The organism is Streptomyces sp. NPDC050636, assembly GCF_040654775.1.
Taxonomy (GTDB): Bacteria; Actinomycetota; Actinomycetes; order Streptomycetales; family Streptomycetaceae; genus Streptomyces.
In genome coordinates, this window is record NZ_JBFAIP010000002.1 from 241,771 (window position 1) to 266,445 (window position 24,675).

A 24,675-nucleotide genomic window follows, 5' to 3' on the forward strand; every position below is an offset into this window, starting at 1 on the left:
CCGGATCGACTGCTAGTTGGGAGAGCTCAATTTCGTCGGTAATTCAGGGCTGGTCGGTGAATGGTTCAACTCGGACCTCTCGTCCCCCCCCACGGCCAACGGTCACAGCCACCGCAAGACGGTACGGACACCGGGCCGTAGCGCCTTCGGCCTGCCGCCACGTACCGTACGCCCCGCATTCAGCCGGGTCTGATGCCATACGCAACGCCTGCCGACGGCACGGCCGACATCCCCTGTCCCCACCAGACAAGGATCACCGTATGAGCCTGGATCGCCGTAATCTGCTCAAAGCCGCAGCGGGTGCCGGGGCGTTGAACGTCCTGTGGCCGCTCAGCGCCGGGCTCAGCCCCGCCCAGGCGCAGGAGGCCGCCGAACGGCTCGGCGCCTCCTGGGACGCCGCGCCCTTCACCCTCGGCGTGGCCTCCGGTGACCCGCTGCCCGACAGTGTCGTGCTGTGGACCCGGCTGGCTCCCGAACCCCTCGCCGTCGAGCAGTCGCTGCCCGACTCCGTAGACGTCACCTGGGTGGTGGCCCGCGACCGCGAGCTGCGGCAGGTGGTCGCGCGCGGCACCGTACCCGCCACCGCCGCCCTCGGCCACAGCGTCCATGTGACCGTCTCAGGACTGGATCCGGACCGCCGCTACTGGTACGCCTTCCGGGCGTTGGGCAAGCGGAGCCGGGTCGGCCGCACCCGCACCGCCCCGGCGGGACGGATCGCACGGGTCCGCTTCGCCTCCGCCAACTGCCAGGCTTTCCACGACGGTTACTACCCGGCCTACCGGGGTATCGCCCGCGAGGACATCGCCTTCGTCGTCCACCTCGGTGACTACATCTACGAGCACGGGCAGGTCGGCGGCCAGGCGCTCCGCGACCACGAGGGCCCCGAGGTCTTCACCCTCCCCGAGTACCGGCGCCGCCACGCCCTCTACAAGAGCGACCCGGCCCTGCGTGAGGCGCACGCCGCCCACCCCTGGTTCCTGACCTGGGACGACCACGAGGTCGTCAACGACTACAGCGGCACCCGCGGCGGCTCCTTCGTCAAGCGGCGCTCCGCCGCGTATCAGGCGTGGTACGAGCACATGCCCCACCGCGACCCCTCGGCCGGCGCCCACGGGACCGCGCTGCCCGCCGAACCGCGCATCCACCGGGTGCGCCACTGGGGTGACCTGCTGGAGCTGACCGTGCTCGACCTGCGGCAGTTCCGGTCCGAGCAGAATCTGCCGGACGGCACCATCCTCGGCGCCGAGCAGCGGGCCTGGCTCGGCCAGGGCATCGACCGGGCACCGGACGCCTGGCACTGCTGGGTCAACTCGATCATGCTCAGCCAGCTGCGCGGTAAGCCGGGCGGCGGCTATATGTTCACCGACCAGTGGGACGGCTTCCTGACGGAACGCACGGATGTGCTCGGCCAGGTGCAGCGCAGCGGCCTGGAGGACCTGATCGTCATCACCGGCGACTGGCACTCCGCCTTCGTCGACGACATACGACCGGACTTCAACAACCCGGACGCGCCGGTCATCGGTACGGAGTTCACCGCACACTCCATCACCTCCGGTGCGTACTCGGCCGACTGGAACGGCGCCAACGGCCCCCTGATGGGCCGGGCCAACCCGCACCTGCAGTACTTCGAGGGCAACCGCTACGGCTACGACGTCTACGAGGTCACCCCGGAGCGCTGGACCACGCACCTGCGGGTGGTCGGCGACCGCCGCGACCCGGCTTCCCCGGTCACCACCCTGACCCGCTTCCACGTGGACCGGGGCCGGGCGGGCGCGTACGAGGACGAGGCGACGAAGAACTCCCCGGCGCAGTACCGGAGGGACTGACGGCAACAGGGACCGGGGACGCGGTGTGTGTCACACCCGCGTGTGGTTCCATCGCGTCCCCGCCGCAGCTGCTTGTCGAAGACCTTCTTGCCGGCCGGGGTGAGCCTGTGCCAGTGGTGAGCCGTCTTGCCGACGTCCAGGCCAAGGAAGACACTCACGTCGCCGATGTCGTACAACCCGTTCTCCCGAACAGGGCCTGTGCGGTGCCGGCCAGGGTGATGGTGCCGTAGCTCCGCCGCGATCGCCGGCACGCGCTCTCCGGTCCGGCTCAGCTCGACCATCCGAGCCCGCATTGCAGGACCATGCAGGACCAATGCAGGACCAAGGCGGGGCCATGCACCTGCAGTGCGCCCGTATCTCCCACAATGCGCCCTCTGGCGGCGGACGACATGGTCGAGGATCCGGCACAGACTGAAGGGGCGGTGGCCCCCTGCTCGACAAGTGCCGCTGCGATACACGCCAAAAGCGCCGACGTTTTCTGCCGCATTCCCGTTGTCGGGACGGGGGAGCGGTGGACGGAACAGGTTCAGCGGAGCGAGGTGTGGCGGCATGGGACGGCGCGCCGACACTCTGAGTCGAGGCAGTCGTGGCAGTCGCGCCAGATGGTTCAGTGTGCGGATCCAGCGCCACCGTCGCACGGTCATTGTGTTGGGGGCCGTTGTCCTCGTGTGCTGTGCCGCCCTCGGCTGGGGTGTGACCGACCAGCTGTCCAGTGGGGGCTACGGCAGCCCCGCTGCGGAGTCTTCGCGTGCCGAGCGTGTGCTCAGCCGGCGATTCGGGGCTGGGAGTGCCCAACTTCTGTTGGTGGCACGGGCTTCGGCTCCGGTTACCGATCCGTCGGTGGAGGCTGCGGGGCGGCGTCTGTGCGCAGAGCTCACTCGTGCGCCGGGTGTGGCCTACGCGCAGTCGGTGTGGAATGCACTCCTGTTGGTGTGAGCGGGCTCGGGAGCGCCGTTCAGACGTGTATGGGGTGTGACGAAGTCAGCCCAGCACGCCGGTCAGGGTGCGGATGACTACGGTGGCGAGGGGGCCGCGGGAGTTGCTTTCAGGTGAGGTGGCGGCGAGCAGGGCGGCGATGCGGGGGTGGCTGCCGTCGGCGGCCACGTGGTGCAGGTGCGCGAACTGACGCTGGGCGTCGGGGCGTGCGGTGGCCTGTTCGTTCTGGACGAACAGCGCGGTCAGGGCGTTCAGCAGGGCGAAGGCCTCGAGTTTGCGGGCTGGGTCGGCCGGGTGGTCGGCGAGTACGTCGAGTACGTGCTCGAGCAAGTCGATCGCGTGCGGGCCGAGGGTGGGGCGGGTGATGACCAGAGGCGGCAGCCAGGGGTGGCGTTGCATGATCTTCCGGGCCTGATGGGCGATTTCGAGTAGGTCGGCCTGCCAGTTGCCGCTCGGGGCGGGCAGGTCGTATTCGCCTGCGGTGCTGTCGGTCATCAGGTCGAGCAGGTCGTCGCGGGTAGCCACGTAACGGTAGAGCGAGGCGGCGCCGGTGCCGAGCGCTGCGGCGACGCGGCGCATGGAGACGGCCTCCAGGCCCTCGCGGTCGGCCAGTTCCACTGAGACAGCGGTGATCTCGGCGCGGCTGCGCTCGGCTGGGCGTCCGACCGGTGCCTGTTCCGGCCGCATCCAGATCACCGGTTTTGGTTCTCCTGCCATTGCTACCTCCTGCGTTGCTGTCAGCTTAGCCTTCGCATACGGTGTTCGCGAACACTGTTTTCGAAGAGGGGAGTCGCGATGCCGCGTTTCGCACACAACGGCGGGACACAGATCGCCTTCGAGGACCTCGGAGGCAGCGGCGGCGACCCGTTGCTGCTGGTCATGGGGCTGGGGACCTCGCGGTTTTGGTGGCCGGACGGGCTGGTCGGCGAGCTGCTGCGCCGCGGCTTCCACGTGGTGGCCTACGACCAGCGCGACGCCGGCCAGTCCACGCACCTGCCTGACCGGCGTGTCGGCCCGCCGATCAAAGCCCTGCTGCGCCGCGCGGCCCCCGCCTACAGCGCCGAAGACCTGACCGACGATGCGGTCGCCGTTCTCGACGCCCTCGGCTGGGAACGCGCCCACCTCTTCGGCCACTCCATGGGCGGGCTCGTGGCGCAACGCACCGCGATCCGCCACCCGAAGCGCCTGCTCAGCCTGGCCACCTCCTCGGCCGTGCCCAGTGACGCCACCGGCCTGAGCGTCCTGCGCTACCTGCGCCCGGCGCCGCCAGTCCGCTTCGCCCGGCTGCGCTACCCCGAGACCCCGCAGGGCAACCTGGCCCTCGCCGTGGCCGTCGCCCGGATCCTGGCCGCGCCCGGCCAACACCTCGACGAGGACGACGTGCGCGCGTTCGTGGACAAGGAAGCCGCGCACCGCGTCGCCGGCTTCCGCGATCAGAAGGCGCAGAGCCGCCAGATCGGCGCGAAATGGCACGGCGGCCCGCTCGCCCGGATCGCCGCGCCGACCCTGGTGCTGCACGGCGAGGGCGACCCGCTGCTGCGCGTCGCGGCCGCGCGCGACATCGCCGATGCCATCCCCGACGCCCGCCTGCGCACCCTGCCCGGCGTCGGCCACTTCCTTGCCCGGGACGCCTGGGCCACTTATGCCGACGAACTGCGCACGCTCGCCGACCGCGCTGATGAGCAACCACCCACCACCGGGCTCGCACATGGGTGACCGGCGGCCGACCGGCGCAGCGAGTCCGCGCATGCACTGCGAGGGGTGGCGGTCGACGGCAAAGCCTCCGCGGCGCCGCCCAGGCCAAGGGCCGAAGAATCCACCTGCTCGCCGCGCTGGACCACGTCTCCGGCCGCCTGACGGTTCGCCGGACGAACCGGCGAACCGTCACGAAACATCGAGGCTAGTTGGTCGGAGAGACGTAGCCGCTGATCTGCATGCCCCAATATGGGCTGTCACCCACCGCGCCGGGGTATTGGTCGCGGTGGGCGGAGGAGGTCGAAGGATCGTTGGTGACCTCGTTGCCACCGATGCTCTCGATGGTCCCGTCGGGATTGACCGCCGTGACGATGGCAACGTGATCGGCGTAGCCGTTGCCGTCGTAGTTGAAGACGACCGCGTCACCGACCTGGGGGTCCGGATGCAGTCCTGCGCCGTACTGTCCGAAGCTGCCGGCCGCCGGGGTCAGTCCGTTGGCGTTGTAGCCCGCCTGCGCCCAGACCCATGCCGCGAAGTCGGCGCACCAGTTTTCCGGCGAGCCATCTGCGCCCGTGCAGCTGGAGTTGTACCCCTGCTCGCCCGCGCTGTTGGTGTCACAGGCGTGATGGTCGAGATTGGCGTTCGCGATCGTGACGATGTCGTCGGTCGTGGCCGACGCTGTGCCTGCGGCCAGCATGAGGGACGGTATCGCCAGGGCTGCTACCACCATGCCCCTGACGATGGTGCTACGCGTCTTCCGGGATGCCATGATTTTCCTCTCTGTTTCAGCGGGATCGGACGTGGCCGCGGTGAGTTGGCGCCAGTGATCGGCCGCCGGCCGGGCCTGCTCCAGAGCCTCCGCTCGGCCAGCTCGTCCCGGCTCCCGATGGCAGCGCGCGTCTCAGTACTTGCGCGCCGCGACCACGTCAGTCAGGACGTTAGAAACACCCGATGAAGGCGCCGTGAAACGGTGCAGCCGTTACTCCTGCTGGGTCCGCCGGCCCGGAGTGCGGAGTGCGGGGTGTGGGGTGCCCGGTTGAAGCGCAAGGCTCGCTCGTCGGCGGCCTGCAGGGCAGGCGATAGCGGAGAATCGCCTCCCGGGCCGCCCGCACAGCAGCAGCCCGCCGCGCAGGCTCTTGCCGTAGCCGTTGGGAGCCCCCCCCGTCCATCACGGAAGCCTCCGGTCCCGCCCACATCGAGATTTCATCGGCATTTCAGAGCCTCCCGTGATGGTTGGCAGGCAACGTGCCGAACAGCCACTCGCGCATCCGTGTCCTTGACGCGTATCCGTAGGTGCGCGAACTCAGTGAACGAACGGGGACCCCGATGGATGATCTGTTGCACAAGCTGGTTTCTGCGGCCCTCACCGGCCTGCTGATTGCCCTGGTGGGAGCTCTGAGCCTCGCCGCACGCAGGCGGCGGGTCGCCCGGGAGGAGGCCGCCGCGCCGGCTCCGGTGGAAGATCGCAGCCAGACGCTGCTGCGTCAGGCCCGGCAGTTGGACGACACCCGCGATGAGCTGGCCGCTCAGGGCCGGCAGGCGGAAGCGCTGGCGCAGGCCAGGGAGGCCGCCGCTCTCTGGCATGAGCTCACCCGGGTCCGGCCAGGGCGCTTCCACGCCGAACGGCGGGCGGCACTGGAGCGTCTGAGTGAACTGCTGGCCGCCATGGGGCAGGGGGACCAAGCGGCGCAGGTCCGCCAGGAAGCCGCCGGACTTTCTTGACCGAGCGAGGGGACCGCAATGCCCGCCGCCATCTGGACCGGCCGCAACGCATACCCGGAGAAGGTTGCCGCCGACATGGCCGCCGCCCTGGGGGACGAACTCGGCCTCGCAGAGCCGCCGTTGGCCGTGACCCTGCCGGCTGAGAGCACCGGTGTACCCGCCGGCAGCCTGCTACCGCCACGCGAGCGATTCAGCGGAATGCCCGCGCCGACACGCTGCTGCATCTACGTCGACGCCTCCACACCCAGGGCCTTCGAACTGCGTGCCTCGGTCATGGGCGGGCGCTCGGGGATCCGACGAAGCCTCGGACTGGGCCACCTCCACTACGCGGTGCCCCTGGCACCGCGGGTTCCCTCCCGCATCGAACTCGGTCTCGGCGCAACCCGTGGCTCCGTCCCCGCACGCTTCGACGGAGACGCCGCGATCACGGACTGCCTGAACCGGGATGCCCAACTGCTCGACCTGGGCCGTGCACTGACGCCCGGCACGGCCGGGCCCGACCGGCAGCACGCCTGGCAGGTGGCATGCCGACTGACGATCGATCCGCGCCCGCACGGTTCGGTTCTGTTCGTCCAGACCCTGCACCGCCCCACCCTCCGGGCCTGGTCCCTCGGTGCCCACACCGTGCTGGACTTCGCCGCCCGCGCCGAAACGACGCTCGCGTAGCGCCATGAGCGAGCGGCATCACGGAAGAGGGGGCAGCGCCCACCCCGTAGGACGCGCACGTCCCCGAGCGGACGTGCCCCACGGTAACGGTCCGACCAGGCTGCGCCGGTCGGACCGTTACCGCTACCCCGCATATCCGGTTACGAGGACTTGACGCGCCCGTCAGGCTCGTACCAGACGACTCCGTCACCGCCGTCGTGGCCGATGGTCTGCGCCATGACGTTGCCGTCCTGCCAGTACTTGGGGTGCTGGTTCAGGAAACCGGGGACGGACTGGAGCGAGGTGGCGTCGCACGCAAGGTCGGTGCGGATGCAGAACCGTTGTACCGGGACGCCGTCGAACTTCGCCGGGCCGGCACCGGTAGAAGTGAATCCCAAGGCGCTCCAACCCTGCGGAACCCGGGCCCAGATGCCCGTGTCGGGCTGCATGGGGTCGGAATACAGCATGCCGTTCACCTGCGAGCGGGGTATGTCAGTACCGCCCTTGGCTATCGTCTGGAGCACCTGGTCGGCCACTTGCGCGCCTTGGGAGTAGCCGACGATCGTGAAGCGGGCGCCCGGATCGCGGCGGTAGGTGTCCTCGGCGGTGGCCAGCAGATTGCGGTACCCCTCGCGCACACTGGCGTCGAAGCTCGGGGCGTTGACGTCCGGAACGTTGTGGCCGTTGAGCCAGGGTCCGGCGCTCGCCGGATAGCAGACCGGCACCGGGATTCCACCGTTGAGGTGCTTGTTGGCGATGGCGTAGGTGCTGGTGCAGTCGGGTGCGTCCGCTGCCGAGCCCGTGCCCCCGACCTCCAAGTAGTAGTGGTGCACCGTATCGGCGTGGGCAACGGTGGGTGCGACGGCAGTGATCGCCACCACGGTTGCCGTCGCACCGGCAGCGCCGATCGCTTTCTTCCATCTGCGGGCCAGGGTCATCGCTCTGCTTCTCCTCCAGCTGGGACGGCATACAACTGCTGTGCTCGGCTCAGACGTTAGCCACGACCGTTGGAATGGCGATGAAATAACGATGAGTGCGCTGACGGCGCCGTATCCGGAGGCGGAGGCGGAGGCGGAGTCGGGAGTCGGACATCGCCCATCGGGCCCGTGCCTCGTCGCCGTGGCAGCCCCTCAGGACCGGCGCATCGTCATGGACGCATGCCGTCGGTTCGAAGGCGTTCAACGAGTGCTTCGAAGGCGTTCAACGAGTGCGCAGAAGAGGAAGAGATTCGGGACAGTGGACGTCGTTGGCATGAGGCTGTGCCAATTGCCGTCGGTGTTGAGCCTGATGGCTCCCTTCGTGATGTCGATCTGCCGCACCTGCGGCCACCGCGCGGACACCGCTCCCGACCCGACCTGCTCCCTCGTCAGCCAGACCTCCCCGAAGGCCAGTCGCTCGCCCCTTCCGAGTGCGGCCAGTGCCCGGGGCAGTTGGGCATGGGCGACGGCCCGCTGGATCGCGGGCCCCCATTCCGCCACGCCGCTGTCCTCCGGCCTGCCGAGCAACACGACCCGCTCCCCTTCGACGTCGGTGAGCGCGTAGGTGAGAGTGGTGCGCAGGACGCGGGCGGCCGAGTCGTGCGGGTGCCGGGTGCTCTTCTGCAACACCGAGGTGGTGTCGTAGCGGACCACGTGGATCCGCCCGTCGACGGCAACCGTCAGCCCGTGCTCGTACAGGTCCAGTCGTGCGTCCGCGCCCGTCCTCGTCGCGGAAGGCCGGCCGTACCGCGCGAAGGCCAGCAGGCCCCGGAGCCACCGGACCGGCACGGCATGTCCGTGGGGTGTGTGCGCGGCACCCACGTAGGTGGCACGTCGCTTGCCGATGTGCTCGCGGCCGGCCGCTGCGGAGATCCTCGCCAGCAGCAGTTCCTCACCGCGGGAGCGCGGCGTCGGTCGGGTCACGGCCTGGTGCGGGCGAGGCCGAGCCCGGCGTCGTGCCCGCGCAGGATCATCTGGTGCGTCCGCCGCAGCATGTGGCCCGGAAACACCCCCAGGTCGTCGGCCAGACGGCGGCGGGTGCGATCGAACACGGTCAGTGCGTCGGCCTGTCGGCCGCTGAGATACAGCGCGCGCATGAGCATCGCGGCGACCGGTTCGTTCAGGGGCTGCGCCGCGGCCAGGGCCCACAGCTCGGCGACCACCTCGGCGTGCCGGCCCAGCCGCAGCTGCCAGTCCAGCTTCCGCTGCACGAGGGCGATCCTGCGCTCGGTGAGCCGCAGCCGCTCCAGCTCGGCGAACGGCCCGGGCAGGCCGGGCAGGAGCTCCCCGCGGAACAGGTCCAGCGCCTGGGAGCAGATGCGGACCGCCTCGGCCAGTTCGCCGGCCCGCTCAGCCGTCCCGGCCGCGGTGACCAGTTCCTCCATGCGCGCCACGTCCACCTCGACCGAGCCGGGAGTCAGCCGGTAGCCACACCGGTCTCTCTGGATCACCGGGTCCGGACCGTCCCCCGTGCGCAGGATCCTGCGCAGTCGGTAGATGTACACCGGCACCACGTTCGTCATCGGTGGCTCCATCCCCCACACTCCGTCGCGCAGTTCCTGCTGGCTGACCGTCCGGTCCGGACACAGCACCAGCGTTGCCAGCACGGCTTGCTGACGGAGGTGCCCCAGGTCCACGGGCTGTCCGTCGAGCCATGCCTGCAGCGGTCCGAGCACGGAGATCCGCAACTGCGGTTCGCGTGCCCGGCGGACGACGGTCCGCGGTACCGGGCTCGCCGCCTGCCTGCGGGGTCCGTGGCTCGGGGCGACGAGGCCGCAGTCGAAGGCGTGGACGATGGCGGCGGCTCGGTCGCGCAGCCCGAGTTTGCCGAGGACCTGCGCGAGGTGTCCGGCCACCGCGTCCTCGGGGATGGCGAGAGCGGAGGCGATCTCGGCGTCCCTCAGGCCACAGCCGACCGCGTAGAGCACCTCGCGCTCCTGATGCGTGAGCGTGGTGACGGTCGGTTGGCCGGTGGTTGCGGTCGTCGGCATCGCGGCTCCCTGGGCTCCGGACGGATCGGTCTGGCGGATGCCGTCGACGCTGGCCCCGGCACCGGTCAACGGACAGGCCAGCGGACCGGCCGTATCCGGCCGGTGGCCGCGCTAGAGTCCCTCACCTGGGGAAAGACCATATGGCGGGGGAAGGCCATGACCTGTGACCAGTGAGTTCAACGTGCTGTTACGGCAACTGCGGCACAAGGCGGAGATGACTCAGGAGGCCCTGGCAGAGCGCGCAGGAGTGGGCGTGCGCACCATCCGCGGGTTGGAGACCGGCGAGCGCGCCGACCCCAGGGTGACCACCGTGCGGCTGCTGGCCGATGCCCTCGGGCTGAGCCCCGAGGAACGCGAGGAGCTGTTGGCGGCTGCCATCCGCCGGACCGGGGAGGGGAACCAGCCGGACGACGGGGAGGGGAACAAGCCGGACGACTCAGCCGACCGTGTCGAACCGGCGCCGGGGCAACCGGGCTCGGTGTTGCACGAAACCCTGGCCGACGTCGCCGAGGAGCTCGCACAGGCGACGGCTGCCCGCTGGCAGCGCGAGGAGGAGCAGCGGCAGGTCCACGATCCCTACCCGCTGCCGGTGCGCTGGCGACCGGTTCCCGAGGAGCTGATCGACCACTGGGCCAATATCCGCCGCCTGCCCGCCGGAGCCGCGCCCGGTCCCCTGGACCTGAGTGGGCGACTGGACGAGATCGTGGGCGTGTACCGGCGGATCCCGTCCGGGCGGCTGGTGGTGCTGGGCCGGTCCGGCTCCGGGAAGACGATTCTCGCCGTGCGGTTCGTTCTCGACCACCTGAAGTCGAGGGCCCGCACCGAAGCCGTACCGGTGATCTTCAGCATCGGCTCATGGGATCCCACCGCCATCACGTTCCGGGACTGGCTGACCGCGCAACTGACGCGCGATCACCCCGGTCTCGCCGTCCCGGGGCCCGGCGGGTCGAGCCTGGCCGCCGTACTGGTCGAGACCGGCCGAGTGCTGCCCGTGCTGGACGGTTTCGACGAGATCGCCGGCGGTCTGCGCCGTCCCGCGCTGGAGGCACTCAACGCCACCACAATGCCACTGCTGCTGACGAGCCGTCCGTCCGAGTACGCCGCGGCCGTGGCGGAGACCGACGTACTCACCTCCGCCGCCGCGGTGGATCTGACCGACCTCACCCTGGGCGACCTGGCCGACTACCTGCCGCGCACCACGCGCAAGGCCCGCGGCGGGTCCCCCGCGGAGACCGCCTGGGACCCGGTGCTGCGCGAGCTGCGAGAGCGGCCGCACAGCCAGGGCGCTGCCCACCTCGCCGCGGTGCTGACCACTCCGCTGATGGTCACGCTGGCCCGCGCCGTCTACAGCGACACCCCCGACAACGACCCGGCCTCGCTCCTGGACACCAGGCGATTCGGCAGCGCTGAGAAGCTGGAGGACCACCTCCTCGACAACTTCATCGCCACGGTCTACCGCCCTCGGCCCGAGCACCGGCCGGGCAGCAGGCCGCGTCGCACCTACGACCCGGAACGCGCCCAGTACTGGCTCGGCTACCTCGCCCACCACCTGACCCGGCTCGACACCCCCAACCTGGAGTGGTGGCGGCTCGGCGGTGGGCTTCGTCGCGCCACGCGCACGCTGGTGACCGCGCTGGTGATCGGTCTGACCATCGGGCTCGTCGACTGCGTCGTGGGCACCCTGTTCGACTCCCTCGAATTCCAGCTCGCGGACGGGATGGTGGCAGGGCTCCTCTCCGGACTCATGTTCGGGATCGCGTACTGGTTCCTGGTGGCGGCCAAGGACGCGCCGGTGCAGCCATCCGGCGTGCGCATGCGGCTGTCCGGCAGGGACATGCGGATATTCGGCAAGGAAAGGAAGGCCGGCCGGAGAGCCCTCTCCCGACTGGGGATCGGGTTGCTGTGCGGGCTCGTCTTCGGTGTCGGCTACGGCTTCGCACGTGGCGTGCTCAACGGGGTCCTCTTCCACGTCGGCCTCCCGACCTACCTGGTCGTCGGCCTCGACGACGGCATCATCTACGGACTTGTGTTCGCGCTGGGAGCCGGCCCCGCCTTCGGCCTCCTGACTCTCCTCGAAACCCCTCTCGACATCCGATCCGCCGTCAATCCGGTCAGCCTGCTGCGTACGAACTTCCGCACGGTCGCCACCCAGTTCCTCGTCTGGGCCCCCGCCTTCGGACTCCTGGTCGGCTTTGGATCCGGGGTGGTGATCCGGCCCATGCCGGCGATCCTGGGCCCACTCGTCTGGAGTCTCACGGCCTCGCTCAAACTCGGCGTCATCAGCGGGCTCGGAGGCGCCCTCGGCTACGCGCTCAGCCTGACCGCCTGGGGCCAGTGGGCGGTCCTCGCCCGGATCTGGCTGCCGCTGACCGGCCGGCTGCCCTGGACCGTCGTCACCTTCCTGGAAGACGCCTACCAGCGGGGTGTGCTCCGCCAGGCCGGTGCGGTCTACCAGTTCCGCCACGCCCGCCTCCAGCACCACCTCGCCCGCGCCTACCGGGCGCCCCGCGTCCCGGAACAGCCGACCGGACAGGGGCGCATGGCGACAAGCGGGCCGGCAGCGTCGCCCGCCGTGCCGCCGCGCTGAGGCACGGGCGATGCCGACGCCGATGGGGCCACCGGGCTCACCCCCCGCGAATCATCTCCGCGCACTTCTCCCCGATCATCATCGTGGTGATGCACGGATTCACGGCCGTCAGGAACGGCATCGCCGAGCCGTCCGCCACTCGTAGTCCGGTGACGCCCTTGACGCGGAGTTGGGGGTCCAGCGGGGTGGCCGGGTCGTCGGGGGCGCCCATTTGGACGGTGCAGGCGGGGTGGTAGACGGTGTTGTGGGTGGTGCGGATGTAGTCGAGGAGTTCGGCGTCGGAGCGGGCGTCGGGGCCGGGGGCGAGTTCGGTGCCGGCCCAACTCGCCATGGGGGGCTGCGAGATGATCTCGCGGGCCAGGCGGAGGCCGTATGTCATGACGCGTACGTCGTGTTCGTGGGTGAAGTAGCGCGGGTCGACCATGGGCTTGTCGCGGAAGTCGCGGGTGCGGAGGCGGACGGTGCCCAGGGAGCGGGCGCGGGTGACGTTCGGGGTGAGGCAGAAGGCGTTCTCGGAGGTGGGGTAGCCGCGGCGGTAGGTGTTCATGTCGAAGGGCACCGAGCCGTAGTGGAACATCAGGTCCGGACGGTCGATGCCGGGCTCGGTGTCGGCGAAGATGCCGATCTCCCACCATTGCGTCGAGGTGCTGACCATGGGCTGTTTGGCGTCCCACATGATGACGCCCTCGGGGTGGTCCTGGAGGTTGGAGCCGACCCCCGGGGAGTCGACCAGCGTCTCGATGCCGATGGTGCGCAGGTGGGCGGCCGGGCCGATGCCGGAGAGCATCAGCAGCTTCGGGGAGTCGATGGCGCCGCAGGAGACGACGACTTCGCGGCGGGCCCCGACCGTGCGGGTGTGGATCAGGTCGGGGGAGAGGTAGTCGACGCCGGTGCAGTGCCGGTCGGGGGTGAAGCGGAGCCGTTTGGCTTGGACGCCCGTGCGGATGTCGAGGTTCGGGCGGGTGTCGATGACGGGGTGGAGGTAGGAGACCGAGGCGGATGAACGGGTGCCGTCCGGGCGGCAGTTGATCTGGAACCAGTTCGCGCCGCGGACGACGGTCTTGCCGCTGTTGAAAGGTGTGGTGGGGATGCCCGACTCGGCGCAGGCCTCCAGGAGGGCCACGCCGCAGGGGTCGTTGGGCGGGACGGTGCGCAGGGTCACCGGGCCGCTGCGGCCGTGGTGGCCGCCGGGGGCGTCATTGGTCTCCAGGCGCTGGTACAGCGGGAAGCAGTCGGCCGCGCTCCAGCCCGTACAGCCCATCGCGGCCCACTCGTCGAGGTCCTCGGCCGGTGCCCAGAAGGCGATACAGGAGTTGTGCGACGAGCAGCCGCCCAGCACCCTGGCGCGGGCGTGCCGCATGAAGCTGTTGCCGTTCTCCTGCGGTTCGACCGGGTAGTCCCAGTCGTAGCCGGATTCGAGCAGGCCCATCCACCGGTCGAGGCGGAGGATGTTGGGATCACCGACGTCCGAGGGGCCGGCCTCCAGCAGACAGACGGTGACGGCCGGGTCCTCGGACAGCCGGGCGGCCACGACCGCTCCGGCGGTACCGCCGCCGACCACCACGTAATCGAACTCGTCGACAGGAGCGGCGGGAGAGGACGGGCCGGAAGAGGTGGCGTTGGTGGCAGGGGGGTTGTTCGGATGGGGGGCGTCCGCCGGGGCCTTCTCGGGCATCGTGCCGTCTCCAGGTCAGGGTTGTTCGGGGGCGTTGGGGTCCGGTACGGCGGCGTGGCCGGCCAGGACACCTGTGCGCTTGCGCTGGACGAACCAGTAGTAGGCGAATCCGCCGATCGCCACGACGCCGATGAACAGGAAGGCGCCCCAGCGCAGATACCAGTGCTGGGGGCCGGTCGCGTTGTAGACGGCGGCGCGCGGCCAGGCCAGATTGAGGGACATGGCGGCGCCCCAGAGGACGGCGAGGATGTTCACCGGGAGTCCGAATTTCCCGAGGGAGAAACGTCCCTGGACCGGGGTCCACTTGCCGCGCAGGCGCTGGACCAGCATCGGCAGGGTGACCAGCAGATACGCCAGGTAGATCATGATGATCGCGATGCTGGTGATCACGGAGAAGATCTGTGGCTGGTTTACGTTGATGAGGAGAATGCCGATCGCCACCAGGCCGATGACGACCGCGGGGAGTACCGGGGTCTGGAAGCGCGGGCTGACCTTGGCCAGGAGCGAGGAGGCGGGGAGGTTGTTGTCCCGGGCCATCGCGAACGCCAGGCGGATGCCGGCGGTGTGCACCGCCAGCTCGCACACGGTGATCGCGATGACCACGCACCAGAGCACGATCTGCCCGATGGTCGAGCCGAGGGTGGACAGGACGACATACTGCAGGCCGTCGACGGACAGTTCCTCGGCGTGCAGGTCGGGAACCGCGAGGAGGGCGAAGAGGAGGATCAGGCCGCCGATGAAGAATGAGGCGACCAGCGCCCGGAGGATCGCGCGGGGGGCATTACGGCCGGGGTCCTTGGATTCCTCACCGAGCGACGAGGCCGTGTCGAAGCCGTACATGACGTACGCCGACGCCAGTGACGCGGTCAGGAACGCGCCCAGGTAACCGAGGTTCTCGCCCTTGCCCAGGCCGTAGGTCTCGGTCAGGGCACTGGGGCCGCGGGTGACATGCGCGGCAAGCAGAACGATCAGGACGATGGCCGCGATCAGCTCGATGGCCACGCCCGCGGAGTTGATACGTGCCATCAGCTTGACGCCGAAGGCGTTGATCAGGGTGGTGAAGGCGACGAGGACGGTGCCGAGCAGGACGGCGTTGGCCGCCGCGTCGTACCGGCCGGTGCCGTCGCCGATGAACTGGAACCACGACGAGATCTGCGGCAGCGTCACCTGGTAGGCGAGGGCCACCGCGGACAGCGAGACCATGGTGGCGGTCAGCATCATCCAGCCGCCGAGCCAGCCGATGTGCGGGCCGCCGAGTTGCTTGGCCCAGTTGTAGATCGACCCGGCCACCGGGTAGCGGGCGGCCAGCTCGCAGAAGCACAGCGCCACCATCAGCTGGCCGAGGAAGACCATCGGCCATGACCACCAGTACGCCGGGCCGCCGTTGCTCACACCGAAGTAGAACAGCTGGAAGGTGCCGGTCAGGATCGAGATGTAGCTGATCCCGGCGGCGAAGGTGTGGAAGTTGCCCAGGGTTCGCTTGAGTTCCGGCTTGTAGCCGAGTTCCGCGAGTGCGTGGTCGTCGTGCGAGCCGTCGGCGTCGGGGCTTGTCACTCGAACCACCTTTGCGGGCGCGGCGCCGTATTGCGCCAGATGTGCTTGGCCTCCTGGTACTCGGCCAGTCCCGCGGGCCCCAGCTCCCGCCCGACGCCGGACTGCTTCATTCCGCCCCATTCGGCCTGCGGTACGTAGGGGTGGAAGTCGTTGATCCACACCGTTCCTGCCCGCATCCGGGCGGCGACCCGGTGGGCCCGCTCGGCGTCCTGCGTCCACACCGCCCCGGCCAGGCCGTACTCGGTGTCGTTGGCGAGTGAGACTGCCTCGTTCTCGTCGCGGAACCGCTCGACCGTCAGCACCGGGCCGAACGACTCATCGCGGACGACGGACATGTCCGGAGTGCATTCGTCGAGCACCGTCGGCAGGTAGTAGAAGCCGTCCGCCAGCGCCGGGTCGTCGGGTGCCGAGCCGCCGCAGAGCAGTACGGCACCCTCGTCCAGCCCGGCCGCCACATACGCCTCCACCTTCGCGCGGTGCGCGGCCGAGATCAGCGGGCCGGTACGGGCATGCTCGTCGAACGGTCCGCCGAGCCGGATCCGCCGGGCGCGGCCGACCAGCTCGTCGACGAACGTGTCATGCAGCTCGTCCTGGACGAGCAGCCGGGCGCCCGCCGAGCAGACCTGCCCGGAGTGCAGAAAGACCGCCATCAGGGCGTAGTCCACAGCGGCGTCGAAATCGGCGTCCGCGAAAACGATGTTCGGGTTCTTGCCGCCCAGTTCGAGGGCGATCTTCTTCACGGTGGGCGCGGCCGCGGCCATGATGTGCCGGCCGGTGACCAGCCCTCCGGTGAACGACACCATGTCCACCCGGGGGTCCTCGGTGAGCGGCGCGCCCACGATGGGGCCGGTGCCCAGCACCAGATTGGCGACGCCGTCCGGCAGCCCGGCCTCGGCCAGCAGCCGCATGAGGTGGATGGCGGTGTGCGGGGTCAGTTCGCTGGGCTTCAGGACGAAGGTGTTGCCGGCGACGAGGGCGGGGGCGACTTTCCAGGCCGTCTGCAGCAGGGGGTAGTTCCACGGCGTGATCAGCGCGCAGACGCCGACCGGCTCGTGCCGCACCGTACTGTCCGTCTCCGGGCTGCCGGAGTCCACCACCCGGTCGGTGCCGCCGGCCGCGCCCAGGTTGCCGAAGTAGCGGAAGCAGTTGGCGATGTCGTCCATGTCGTACACGCTCTCGACCAGCCGCTTCCCGGTGTCCAGGGACTCGGCCTTGGCCAGCGTGTCCCGGTCGCGCTCCAGCAGCTCGGCGACGCGCAGCACCAGCCGGCCGCGCTCTGCGGCCGGTGTCCGGGGCCAGGTCCCGTCGTCGAAGGCCGTACGGGCGGCCGCGATCGCCGCCGCCGCGTCCTTCGGGCCGCCCTCGTCGACGGTCGCGACCAGGCTGCCGTCCGCCGGACAGCGGATCTCACGCACCTGCCCGTCGGCCGCTGCGGTCCACTGACCGCCGATGAACAGCTCCGGCATGGTGGTGCCTCCGGTCTCCGGTCTCATACGTGGTGGTTGCGGCGGGCACGGCGCCCCGGATGGCCCGGGACCCCGGGCGGATCTCGGTGACGATCTCAGCACCGAGAGTAGGACGGGCGGGGCGGGTCCGCACGATACGAGCGGCCGGGAGGAGTCGGATCCCGCCAGGTGGCAGCACCGAGTGGCGCTCCCGGCCGGGACGGGAGAATGGGGGTATGCCCGCAGAGTCCGCACGAGAGTCCGTACCCGGCCCCACCGCGCACCCGGTCCCCGACGCCGCGGCGTATCTGGCCGGTCGCTGGAGCGTCGACCGCGTCGTGTGCGACCTGCGGGACGGTACCGAGGGCCGCTTTCACGGCACGGCTGACTTCCGGCCCGATGCGGCGGGGGAGGGGCTGCTGCACATCGAGGAGGGCGAGCTGACCTGGGGCGGGACGGTGCATCCGGCGAGCCGGACGCTACGGCTGCGGCCCCGGCCGGACGGCACCGCCGCGGTCGCCTTCGCGGACGGCCGGCCCTTCCACGACCTGGACCTGCGGACCGGCCGCTGGACCGCCGTCCACCCCTGCGCCGCGGACCGGTACGAGGGGAGCTTCACCGTCGTCAGCGCGGACGAGTGGCTGCTGGAGTGGCGGGTCGGCGGGCCGCACAAGGACCAGCTGCTGCGTTCGGTGTATCGGCGCCGTGGGTGAGTGAGCTCCCTCCGACGACACGCGTTTCCCTCCGACACACGTCTCTGCGCGCATGTCTCGCTGTGCACGACTTTCTCTGTGCACGTCTTCCTCCGGCACACGCTTCCCTTCGCCAGCGGAACTACTGACGGGCAGTCAGGCATTGCCGCCCCCGGCCGAAATACGCCGAGCAGAGCCGCCCAGGACGTTACCGAGCGGGAACCTCAGAAGTAGCGCAATTAATGCCATCGACAGTTGCTGCGCCGAGCCCCTCCTGCCAGGGTTTCAGCAATCTCAGCTCCCCTAGGGATACCGGAGGCTTCATGCCCGTCCGCCGCACCGTGGTCGCCGCCGCCTCCGTCGCGGTGATCGCCGTCCCCCTGATCTTCTCCGTCAGCGCAGGTGCCCAGCCGGGCGTCGGCAAGTCGTCCGGCGCCGCATCGGCCGCGTCGGAACTCGGACTCAAGCCCCCCACCAAGGAATCCGTCGCCACCGGTAACGGCGGCGCGGTCTCCAGCGTCAACACCTACGCCTCCCAGGCCGGCATCGAGGTACTGCGCCGCGGCGGCAATGCCGTCGACGCCGCGGTCGCCACCGCCGCCGCCCTGGGAGTCGTCGAGCCGTACTCGGCGGGCATCGGAGGCGGCGGCTACTTCACGTACTACAACGCCCGCACCGGCAAAGTCAGCACCATCGACGGCCGGGAGACCGCCCCCGCCCGTATGAAGTCGGACGCCTTCATCGACCCTTCGACGGGCAAGCCCATCCCGTTCCCCGAGGCCGTCAACTCCGGTCTCTCCGTGGGTGTTCCGGGCACCCCGGCGACCTGGCGGAAGGCCCTGCGCGACTGGGGGACCATATCGCCGGCCAAGGCGCTGCGGCCGGCCACGCGGATCGCCGACCACGGCTTCGTCGTCAACGAGGAATTCCGTGCCCAGACCGAAATGAACGAGGAGCGCTTCCGGAAGATCTCCTCCACCGCGAAGCTGTTCCTGCCGCACGGTGAGCTCCCGGTCGTGGGATCACGCTTCCGCAACCCCGACCTCGCGCGTACGTACCGGCAGCTCGCCCGCGAGGGGATGGACGCGCTCTACCGGGGCGGGATCGGGCGCGATGTCGTCCGCACCGTCCAGCATCCGCCCGTGGCACCGGGCTCCGACGCGAAGATACGCCCCGGCCTGATGAAGGCCGGCGACCTCGCGAAGTACACCCCGCTGCGTCAGGATCCGACCCACGCCACCTACCGCGGCCTCGACGTGTACTCCATGGCGCCCTCCTCCTCCGGCGGCACCACCGTCGGCGAGGCCCTCAACATCCTGGAGAACTTCAAGCTGTCCGCGGCCGACCGGGTCCAGGCGCTCCACCACTACCTCGAAGCCAGCCGTATCGGGTTCGCCGACCGCAACCGGTGGGTGGGCGATCCGGCCTTCTCCGACGTGCCCACCGAGCAGCTGCTGTCCAAGAAGTTCGCCAAGGACCGCGCCTGCCTGATCAGCCCCACCGCCACCCTCACCAGCCCGGTCGCGCCCGCGGATCCGCGCCGCCCCGGCACCGGCTGCACACAGCGCACCGGCAGCCCGGAACCGTACGAGGGCCCCTCGACCACTCACCTGGTGACGTCCGACCGCTGGGGCAACGTGGTGTCCTACACCCTCACCATCGAGCAGACCGGCGGCTCCGCGATCACCGTGCCCGGACGCGGCTTCCTGCTCAACAACGAGCTGACCGACTTCGACTTCACTCCGCTCTCCAAGGACGTGCCCGGCCCGAACCTGCCCGGCCCCGGCAAGCGCCCGCGCAGCAGCATGTCCCCGACGATCGTCCTCAAGGACGGCCGGCCGCTGCTCGCGGTCGGCACGCCGGGCGGCGCCACGATCATCACGACCGTGCTGCAGACCCTGGTCAACCGTGTCGACCTGGGCATGACGTTGCCCGAAGCGGTCGCCGCACCGCGGATCTCGCAACGCAACCGCGCGGACACCGAGGCCGAACCGGCGTTCCTCAAGTCCCCTGAGCGCACCGCACTCGAACAGCTCGGCCAGCGCTTCGTCGAGGCCCCGAAAACCTTCACCCCGTCACCGGAGATCGGCGCCGTCGCCGCCCTGGAGTTCCTCGCCGACGGCCGCACCCAGGCGGTCGCCGAACCGAAACGCCGAGGCGGCGGGTCCGCGATGGTCGTCCGCAAGGCCGGCCAGGGCTCGTAGTAGCGATCGGACCGAAGGCCCGGGTGCAATCCACCCGGGCCTTCGGGCACCGCGATCGCGCCTCAGCCCTTCACCGCCCGCACGGCGTACAGCAGCGGAATGATCGGCTCCGACGGTGGCAGACGCCACCAGCCGTTGTCGGACGGCACCATGGACTCGAACCGCTTCCAGGGCAACAGCTCGGTCTCCCGCACCAGTTGGACGGTCAGCCCCGCGCCGACCATGGCCGAGACGACCTCGCCGATGCCGTGCCGCCACTCGTAACTGGTCGTCGCGCCCTGCACCGGCGGGCCGTCGGTGTAGGTGTCCGGCGTATCGCTCCTGAGGGGCCCGCGGCCCGCCAAGTAGTCATACCGGAGCAGGAGTTGCCGCCGATCCGGGCCCGGCGTCGGGCCCAGGGCGTCCAGCAGCGGATGGAACTCCACCAGGTAGAGCGTCCCGCCCGGCCGCAGCAGCGCGCTGACGATCCCCGCCCAGACGGTCAGATCCGGCAGGTAGCACAGCGCCCCCTTGCCGGTGTAGATCACATCGAACCGGCGGCCGCCGAGCGCCTCCACGGCCCGGTGGACGTCGGACCGTACGAACTCCACATCCCGCCCGGCCTCGGCCGCCAGCCGCCGAGCCTCCGCGACCGCCGCCGTGGAGATGTCCAGCCCTACGGTGTGCGCGGCGCCCCGCTCGGCGAACGCGGCCGTCTCGGTGCCCAGATGGCACTGCAGATGCAGCACGTCCCGCCCGACCAGATCGCCGAGATCCGTCCATTCGAAGGGCGCGAACCAGTCCTCGGCGGTACGGGAACCGTCCAGGCCGTAGAACTCGCTGGCCACATGGACGGGGGTGCGGGCATCCCAGTTCGCCTCGTTGGCGCGCACCATCTCCTCGGTGGTCGGCGGCTGCCCGGTGGTCGGTGCGGCCTCGGCCACAGGGATCGCCCCCAAGCTCTCAACTCCGTTCGAGCAGGGGGGACCCCCATCGGCCGTCGGCTCACTCTGCTCTGTGGTCATTCACCTGTTCTACCGGCCTCGCCCGGCGTCCACACCTCACCATCAAGCACATTGCGCATCCCGACCCACACCATGTTCATCAGCCGCAGGGTGATCCGCTCCGGCGACTCGTCGGGGTGCCGCTCCATCCAGTCGGTGAGTGTGTCCGCCGCGCCGACCAGGGCGTGTGCCACGAAGTCGGCGTCCTCGTCGTGCGGCCGGGTCGCCGCCGCGCTCTCCGCGATGCCGACCCGGACCAGGTCGGTGACCTGCTCCATGACGGCCCGCCGTGCCTGTGTCACCTCCGCGGCGATGGCCGGGCTCAGCTCCGACGCCTGCCGGTGCAGTACCACCCAGCTGGCACGGTGTTCGGTGACGAAGGTGAAGAACGCGTCCAGGCCGGCCCGCAGCCGCAGTTCGAGGGAGTGCGCATCGCCGGCGGCGGCCTGGAACGCGGCCACCAGACGGCCGGCCTCGCGCCGCAGGCAGGCGATGAACAGCCCTTCCTTGGAGTCGAGATAGAGATAGACCATCGGCTTGGAGATCCCGGCGAGCTCGGCGATCTCATCGACCGACGCGGCGTGATAGCCGCGTTTGGCGAACACCTGGATCGCCGCGTCGATGATTTGCTGTTCCCGGACCGGGCGGGGGACGCGTCGCCTGCGTGTGTCACTCATCCTTGTCAGCCTACCCACTACGCGAGTAAACTTACTTTGCAGTAAGTTTACTGCACGGTAAGTAGTGGACGGTATGGCAGGGAGGGGTTCTGTGGCCGACGATATCCGTGCCCGGTTGGACGGGCTCGACTTCGCGAGCGTCACACCGGAGGAGTTCGCGAAGATCGTGAAGGGGCTCACCGGCAGGCAGATCGGCGAACTCGCGCACGGTGAGCTGCGGACGCGGGTGCTCGGCGAGGTCTTCGGGCGGATGGGCCGGCAGTTCCGGCCGGAGGCCGCCGGTACGCTGCGCGCCCTGATCCGCTGGAAGATCACCGGAGAGTCCGCCGTGGTCTACGAGACGACCATCGCGGACGGCGTCTGCACCGTCAGCAAGGGCCGTACGGACGCCGAAGCGCGGCTGACGCTGGTGATGCGTGACGCCGAGTTCCTCAAGCTCGTCTCCGGCAACGGAAATCCGGTGACGATGTTTCTCACCCGCAAACTCAAGGTGTCCGGCGACCTCGGCCTGGCCTCCGCCATGAACCGCTACTTCGACATTCCCAAGGCCTGACAAGGACTGACTCCCAGTTCGGGCGTTGTGGTGCCTGTGAAATGATGCCCCCGCGGCCGGCAATCGGCCGACCAGAAGGGGGAATTGGGCATGGACAACGGGCTGCGCTGGATATCCGACGCCTATGACTTGGGGTACACGGTCGTTCTCTGCGAAGGCATCTCACCGGCCGAGATGCTGTCGCGGATGGGATTCGCCGAGGACCGGGTCTGCCCGTTGTCGTACGAGGAGGTCGAGGAGATCATGTTTCTCGGCGACGACGGCACCGTGGCCGACCTGGAGTTCATCGACCCCGAGGACGAGGAGAGCGCGGCTCGCCTGGAGCGTTGCGGATTCCTCGCTCAGCCCGAGTCCATCGTGCGAGCGGGCGGTTCCGGCGGATGGGCGTATTCGATTGAGCCGCACTTCGCGAATTCCAGTGACGAGGAACTGCTGGCGGCCCTGTCCCGAGACACCCGCGTCTTCGCATTGCACAACAACGGGGGTAAGGGGTTCACCACTGCCTCGTTCGCTTCCTTCGGAGTTGTGCACTGCTCCTTCGAGATAGGTGCCCCGTGGGATGTGCCGGAGGTAATGCCCGAGGAGCTTTCCGACTTCGTCGCACCGGGGGAGGGCGACGAAGAAAAGGACGATGAGGCTTTTCTCCGCTTTCTGGAGCAGAAGTACGGCATAAGCATTCCGGAGGCCGAGGTTGTGTGGCAACCACTGCTCTCGGGCGCCTTTCCCGGGTAAGGGCCCGTACCGGCTCAATCGGCGCAGCGGACGATCACGGTCACCGTCCCCCGGGACATCGTCGCCAGCCGGGGTGCCCGCCGGGCGAGGGCGCGTCCGACGGGTCTTGTCACTCGACCCATCGGACACGCCCTACGCCTTGTCCGATGGATGGTGTTCCCGTTGCCACGCGCGATACGTGACCGGCAAGCAGGGGAGAGAACAGGCTGCAAGGGTCCACTGGGGTGATCTTTGGGTGCGCGTCATGCCGAGAGGACGGTAAGGGGAAGGACAGAGGCGATCACCGACTCGGCTTTCAGGAGAATTCATGCGCATCCGCACCACGCTCTTCGCAGTCGCCCTGGCCACCACTGCCCTGCTCGGCGGCGCCGGTGCTGCCGCCGCCGATGGCCTACCGCTCTTCTCCCATGCTTCGGGTTCCGGGTCGGGCGTCGCCACTTCCCCCATGACCGGTGAATCAAAGGGGGAGCGCAGAGCCACGGTTGCGTCCGAGCTGGATTTCACCCCTGGCGGGCTGCTCAGCCGATTCATGGGCGTGTGATTCGGGCTGTCGGGGCCATGAGCCAAGGGGCTGCTACGTCGCGGCAGCGGCCCTGATCCACCGGACAGGTCCTACTGGTACATCGTGCACTCACCTCTTGCTCCGTTCGGTGACCGTAAGGACGGGGCCTGACCGGGTGCTGAGCGCAGGGTGAGAGCGCGATGAGAACCGGCGGGGCGGGCTTCGGGTCCAGGCCGCCCCGGCCGTCACGGCGCATATCTCCTGGGCGAATGAATACCCTTGAGTAGGAAGGCGGTTGGTGCTGCGGCCCGGCGATTCGTGGGTATGTTGGAGACCGCACCGGCCCGGTCGCCCGTCATGGCGCGGTCGGCCGCGGCTTCATGGCGGTGGATGCCGAACGACGGGAAAGTGTGGAATGAGCCAGGAAACACAACCGCAGTCCAGCACCGTCGATGTCAGCATCCCGAGCGTGGCGCGGATGTACGACTACTACCTCGGCGGCAAGGACAACTACTCCGTGGACCGCGAGGCCTGCGAAGAGCTGAACAAGGTCGTACCGAGCACCCAGGTGCTGGCCATCAACAACCGGCGTTTCCTGCAGCGGGTGGTCCGATGGCTGGCCGTCGAACAGGGCATCCGGCAGTTCATCGACCACGGATCAGGCCTGCCGACCCAGGACAACGTCCACCAGGTGGCGCAGCGGGTCGATCCGGAGTCCCGCGTGGTGTACGTCGACAACGACCCCATCGTGCTGGCGCACGGCCGCGCCCTGCTGGAGGAGAACGACAACACCGCGGTCATCCAGGCCGATATGCGCGACACGGACGGCATCTTCGGCAGCCCCGAGGTCGAGCGGCTGATCGACTTCAATGAGCCGGTTGCCGCCCTGTTCGTCTCCGTACTGCACTGCATCCCGGACAAGGACGATCCCGCGGCACTGGTCAGGCGGGTCGCCGAACGGCTGGTTCCCGGCAGCTTCCTGGTGGTCTGTCAGCTGGTCAGCGAGGACAAGGCGACCCGCGACTTCGTCTCCGACTTCATGGACAAAACCACCCACGGCAACTGGGGCCGGGTGCGCCAGGCGCGTGACCTGGAGCAGTTCCTGGACGGGCTGGAGATTCTGGAGCCGGGACTGGTGGAGGTCTCCACCTGGCGACCGGACACGGACCTCGGGCCGAAGCAGCTCACCACGGAGTGGATCGAGTACGGCGGCGTCGCACGTAAGCCGTAGCCGGCCGTAGCGCCACGAACAGCGAAAGGCGGGGCCCACACGGGCCCC

21 protein-coding genes are annotated in these 24,675 nt (G+C 69.6%); 11 read left to right on the forward strand and 10 right to left on the reverse strand.

All coding sequences use genetic code 11. The annotated features are described in order from the left end of the window. Window positions 1-260: 260 nt before the first annotated feature. Window positions 261-1,826 (forward strand): alkaline phosphatase D family protein, encoded by a 1,566-nt coding sequence (locus AB0I10_RS03620; RefSeq protein WP_363150614.1) that lies wholly within the window; start codon window positions 261-263, stop codon window positions 1,824-1,826. A 981-nt stretch (window positions 1,827-2,807) separates the two neighbouring features. On the opposite strand, the gene AB0I10_RS03625 is transcribed toward AB0I10_RS03620, so the two are convergent. Further along, the gene (locus tag AB0I10_RS03625) at window positions 2,808-3,479 is read right to left on the reverse strand and encodes a TetR/AcrR family transcriptional regulator (protein WP_363150615.1); all 672 of its coding nucleotides are present in this window, start codon (window positions 3,477-3,479) and stop codon (window positions 2,808-2,810) included. 78 nt (window positions 3,480-3,557) lie between these two features. On the opposite strand from AB0I10_RS03625, the gene AB0I10_RS03630 reads away from it, so the two are divergent. Continuing rightward, window positions 3,558-4,478, forward strand: a complete 921-nt coding sequence (locus tag AB0I10_RS03630; protein WP_363150616.1) for an alpha/beta hydrolase — start codon at window positions 3,558-3,560, stop codon at window positions 4,476-4,478. Between the two features lie 184 nt (window positions 4,479-4,662). Here the strand turns inward: AB0I10_RS03630 and AB0I10_RS03635 are convergent, their stop codons facing one another. Then, window positions 4,663-5,187 (reverse strand): CHAP domain-containing protein, encoded by a 525-nt coding sequence (locus tag AB0I10_RS03635; protein ID WP_363150617.1) that lies wholly within the window; start codon window positions 5,185-5,187, stop codon window positions 4,663-4,665. A 596-nt stretch (window positions 5,188-5,783) separates the two neighbouring features. On the opposite strand from AB0I10_RS03635, the gene AB0I10_RS03640 reads away from it, so the two are divergent. Further along, window positions 5,784-6,179: a hypothetical protein gene (locus AB0I10_RS03640; protein ID WP_363150618.1), complete on the forward strand. Its 396-nt coding sequence runs from the start codon at window positions 5,784-5,786 to the stop codon at window positions 6,177-6,179. Window positions 6,180-6,197: 18 nt separating this feature from the next. Further along, complete coding sequence (locus AB0I10_RS03645) at window positions 6,198-6,845, forward strand: hypothetical protein (protein WP_363150619.1); 648 nt, start codon at window positions 6,198-6,200, stop codon at window positions 6,843-6,845. A 140-nt stretch (window positions 6,846-6,985) separates the two neighbouring features. On the opposite strand, the gene AB0I10_RS03650 is transcribed toward AB0I10_RS03645, so the two are convergent. From AB0I10_RS03650 to AB0I10_RS03660, 3 genes are all read right to left on the reverse strand, one after another. After that, window positions 6,986-7,762: a PE-PPE domain-containing protein gene (locus tag AB0I10_RS03650; protein WP_363150620.1), complete on the reverse strand. Its 777-nt coding sequence runs from the start codon at window positions 7,760-7,762 to the stop codon at window positions 6,986-6,988. A 240-nt stretch (window positions 7,763-8,002) separates the two neighbouring features. Beyond that, window positions 8,003-8,725, reverse strand: coding sequence for a DUF6585 family protein (locus tag AB0I10_RS03655; protein WP_363150621.1), 723 nt, complete (start codon window positions 8,723-8,725; stop codon window positions 8,003-8,005). After that, window positions 8,722-9,792 carry a BTAD domain-containing putative transcriptional regulator gene (locus AB0I10_RS03660; RefSeq protein WP_363150623.1) on the reverse strand — a complete coding sequence of 357 codons (1,071 nt, stop codon included), beginning with the start codon at window positions 9,790-9,792 and terminating at the stop codon, window positions 8,722-8,724. The genes AB0I10_RS03655 and AB0I10_RS03660 overlap by 4 nt, the downstream gene beginning before the upstream one ends. A gap of 181 nt (window positions 9,793-9,973) precedes the next feature. Here AB0I10_RS03660 and AB0I10_RS03665 point away from each other — a divergent pair, with 181 nt between their 5' ends. Beyond that, window positions 9,974-12,379 carry a helix-turn-helix domain-containing protein gene (locus tag AB0I10_RS03665; RefSeq protein ID WP_363150830.1) on the forward strand — a complete coding sequence of 802 codons (2,406 nt, stop codon included), beginning with the start codon at window positions 9,974-9,976 and terminating at the stop codon, window positions 12,377-12,379. Window positions 12,380-12,416: 37 nt separating this feature from the next. Here the strand turns inward: AB0I10_RS03665 and AB0I10_RS03670 are convergent, their stop codons facing one another. The 3 genes from AB0I10_RS03670 to AB0I10_RS03680 are packed head-to-tail and all read right to left on the reverse strand — an operon-like array spanning window position 12,417 to window position 17,074. Beyond that, window positions 12,417-14,054, reverse strand: coding sequence for a GMC family oxidoreductase N-terminal domain-containing protein (locus AB0I10_RS03670; protein ID WP_363150624.1), 1,638 nt, complete (start codon window positions 14,052-14,054; stop codon window positions 12,417-12,419). A 15-nt stretch (window positions 14,055-14,069) separates the two neighbouring features. Continuing rightward, the gene (locus AB0I10_RS03675; protein ID WP_363150625.1) at window positions 14,070-15,608 is read right to left on the reverse strand and encodes an amino acid permease; all 1,539 of its coding nucleotides are present in this window, start codon (window positions 15,606-15,608) and stop codon (window positions 14,070-14,072) included. Continuing rightward, complete coding sequence (locus tag AB0I10_RS03680; protein WP_363150831.1) at window positions 15,605-17,074, reverse strand: aldehyde dehydrogenase family protein; 1,470 nt, start codon at window positions 17,072-17,074, stop codon at window positions 15,605-15,607. Before AB0I10_RS03680 ends, AB0I10_RS03675 begins: the two co-directional genes overlap by 4 nt. Window positions 17,075-17,289: 215 nt before the next feature. Between AB0I10_RS03680 and AB0I10_RS03685 the strand changes: the two genes are divergently transcribed. Beyond that, window positions 17,290-17,766: a DUF6314 family protein gene (locus AB0I10_RS03685; protein WP_363150626.1), complete on the forward strand. Its 477-nt coding sequence runs from the start codon at window positions 17,290-17,292 to the stop codon at window positions 17,764-17,766. A gap of 302 nt (window positions 17,767-18,068) precedes the next feature. Continuing rightward, window positions 18,069-19,949 (forward strand): gamma-glutamyltransferase, encoded by a 1,881-nt coding sequence (ggt, locus tag AB0I10_RS03690; protein ID WP_363150627.1) that lies wholly within the window; start codon window positions 18,069-18,071, stop codon window positions 19,947-19,949. Between the two features lie 62 nt (window positions 19,950-20,011). Here the strand turns inward: ggt and AB0I10_RS03695 are convergent, their stop codons facing one another. Continuing rightward, window positions 20,012-20,824, reverse strand: coding sequence for a class I SAM-dependent methyltransferase (locus AB0I10_RS03695; RefSeq protein WP_363150833.1), 813 nt, complete (start codon window positions 20,822-20,824; stop codon window positions 20,012-20,014). A 125-nt stretch (window positions 20,825-20,949) separates the two neighbouring features. Further along, window positions 20,950-21,609, reverse strand: a complete 660-nt coding sequence (locus tag AB0I10_RS03700) for a TetR/AcrR family transcriptional regulator (protein WP_363150628.1) — start codon at window positions 21,607-21,609, stop codon at window positions 20,950-20,952. Window positions 21,610-21,682: 73 nt separating this feature from the next. Here AB0I10_RS03700 and AB0I10_RS03705 point away from each other — a divergent pair, with 73 nt between their 5' ends. From AB0I10_RS03705 to AB0I10_RS03720, 4 genes are all read left to right on the forward strand, one after another. Next, window positions 21,683-22,162 carry an SCP2 sterol-binding domain-containing protein gene (locus AB0I10_RS03705; protein ID WP_363150629.1) on the forward strand — a complete coding sequence of 160 codons (480 nt, stop codon included), beginning with the start codon at window positions 21,683-21,685 and terminating at the stop codon, window positions 22,160-22,162. Window positions 22,163-22,252: 90 nt separating this feature from the next. Next, window positions 22,253-22,894 carry a DUF6461 domain-containing protein gene (locus tag AB0I10_RS03710; protein WP_363150630.1) on the forward strand — a complete coding sequence of 214 codons (642 nt, stop codon included), beginning with the start codon at window positions 22,253-22,255 and terminating at the stop codon, window positions 22,892-22,894. Between the two features lie 307 nt (window positions 22,895-23,201). Beyond that, entirely contained in the window at window positions 23,202-23,435 is a 234-nt protein-coding gene (locus AB0I10_RS03715; RefSeq protein WP_363150631.1) for a hypothetical protein, read from the forward strand. Window positions 23,436-23,811: 376 nt separating this feature from the next. Beyond that, window positions 23,812-24,627: an SAM-dependent methyltransferase gene (locus AB0I10_RS03720; protein ID WP_363150632.1), complete on the forward strand. Its 816-nt coding sequence runs from the start codon at window positions 23,812-23,814 to the stop codon at window positions 24,625-24,627. Window positions 24,628-24,675: the final 48 nt, after the last annotated feature.

Bases quoted from the DNA above. Each gene is read 5' to 3' on its own strand.
- AB0I10_RS03705 (WP_363150629.1), top strand. From the start codon at position 21,683: ATGGCAGGGAGGGGTTCTGTGGCCGACGATATCCGTGCCCGGTTGGAC.
- AB0I10_RS03680 (WP_363150831.1), bottom strand. From the start codon at position 17,074: ATGCCGGAGCTGTTCATCGGCGGTCAGTGGACCGCAGCGGCCGACGGG.
- AB0I10_RS03710 (WP_363150630.1), top strand. From the start codon at position 22,253: ATGGACAACGGGCTGCGCTGGATATCCGACGCCTATGACTTGGGGTAC.
- AB0I10_RS03715 (WP_363150631.1), top strand. From the start codon at position 23,202: ATGCGCATCCGCACCACGCTCTTCGCAGTCGCCCTGGCCACCACTGCC.
- AB0I10_RS03660 (WP_363150623.1), bottom strand. From the start codon at position 9,792: ATGCCGACGACCGCAACCACCGGCCAACCGACCGTCACCACGCTCACG.
- AB0I10_RS03685 (WP_363150626.1), top strand. From the start codon at position 17,290: ATGCCCGCAGAGTCCGCACGAGAGTCCGTACCCGGCCCCACCGCGCAC.
- AB0I10_RS03700 (WP_363150628.1), bottom strand. From the start codon at position 21,609: ATGAGTGACACACGCAGGCGACGCGTCCCCCGCCCGGTCCGGGAACAG.
- AB0I10_RS03695 (WP_363150833.1), bottom strand. From the start codon at position 20,824: ATGGTGCGCGCCAACGAGGCGAACTGGGATGCCCGCACCCCCGTCCAT.
- AB0I10_RS03635 (WP_363150617.1), bottom strand. From the start codon at position 5,187: ATGGTGGTAGCAGCCCTGGCGATACCGTCCCTCATGCTGGCCGCAGGC.
- AB0I10_RS03720 (WP_363150632.1), top strand. From the start codon at position 23,812: ATGAGCCAGGAAACACAACCGCAGTCCAGCACCGTCGATGTCAGCATC.
- AB0I10_RS03640 (WP_363150618.1), top strand. From the start codon at position 5,784: ATGGATGATCTGTTGCACAAGCTGGTTTCTGCGGCCCTCACCGGCCTG.
- AB0I10_RS03670 (WP_363150624.1), bottom strand. From the start codon at position 14,054: ATGCCCGAGAAGGCCCCGGCGGACGCCCCCCATCCGAACAACCCCCCT.
- AB0I10_RS03630 (WP_363150616.1), top strand. From the start codon at position 3,558: ATGCCGCGTTTCGCACACAACGGCGGGACACAGATCGCCTTCGAGGAC.
- AB0I10_RS03645 (WP_363150619.1), top strand. From the start codon at position 6,198: ATGCCCGCCGCCATCTGGACCGGCCGCAACGCATACCCGGAGAAGGTT.
- AB0I10_RS03620 (WP_363150614.1), top strand. From the start codon at position 261: ATGAGCCTGGATCGCCGTAATCTGCTCAAAGCCGCAGCGGGTGCCGGG.
- ggt (WP_363150627.1), top strand. From the start codon at position 18,069: ATGCCCGTCCGCCGCACCGTGGTCGCCGCCGCCTCCGTCGCGGTGATC.
- AB0I10_RS03625 (WP_363150615.1), bottom strand. From the start codon at position 3,479: ATGGCAGGAGAACCAAAACCGGTGATCTGGATGCGGCCGGAACAGGCA.
- AB0I10_RS03650 (WP_363150620.1), bottom strand. From the start codon at position 7,762: ATGACCCTGGCCCGCAGATGGAAGAAAGCGATCGGCGCTGCCGGTGCG.